Annotated in this window: 1 rRNA gene; it reads left to right on the top strand. The window is 42.4% G+C overall.

Going from position 1 to position 533, the window contains the following annotated elements:
- Positions 1-66: 66 nt before the first annotated feature.
- Positions 67-182, top strand: a 5S ribosomal RNA gene (gene rrf / locus GJU40_RS20590).
- Positions 183-533 lie beyond the last annotated feature (351 nt).

Here is a 533-nt window from a genome sequence, read left to right as displayed (position 1 = left end):
AAACATATAATATCTTGCGCGTTATCCAGTTTTGAGGGAACATGTTTTTTCTCAAACTTTATACAGTCTGGTGGCGATAGCGAAGAGGTCACACCCGTTCCCATACCGAACACGGAAGTTAAGCTCTTCAGCGCCGATGGTAGTTAGGGGCTTCCCCTTGTGAGAGTAGGACGCTGCCAGGCGAATGAAAGAACAGTTGCAGAGCTGTTCTTTTTTTGTGTTTTAATACCGGAGGTATCATAGATTGTATCTAAGTGCGAGTGGAATATATGAACACTTACGAACCCCCGGGTTTCGAGGAGCGAGAAGATTCAGGACATGAAGTGAAAGAGCTCTGAAGTGTGTTCCCACTGGGTGATGGCCCACATAAACGGAGATATTCCACTATCATTGCATATGTATCCACAGGCCAAAAGATCAATTTAATTACCCTCTATTAATTGAAATTATAGGGGGATTTTTTATGGACGAATGCAAAAAAATCTCCTAAACTAGAAGCTAAACCCACGTTATCCGTGACTTCTAATAAAGGA

The organism is Metabacillus lacus (assembly GCF_009674805.1).
GTDB lineage: Bacteria > Bacillota > Bacilli > Bacillales > Bacillaceae > Metabacillus_C > Metabacillus_C lacus.
Note: the sequence above shows the minus strand (reverse complement) of the source record. Positions and strands in the feature narration are given on the sequence as shown.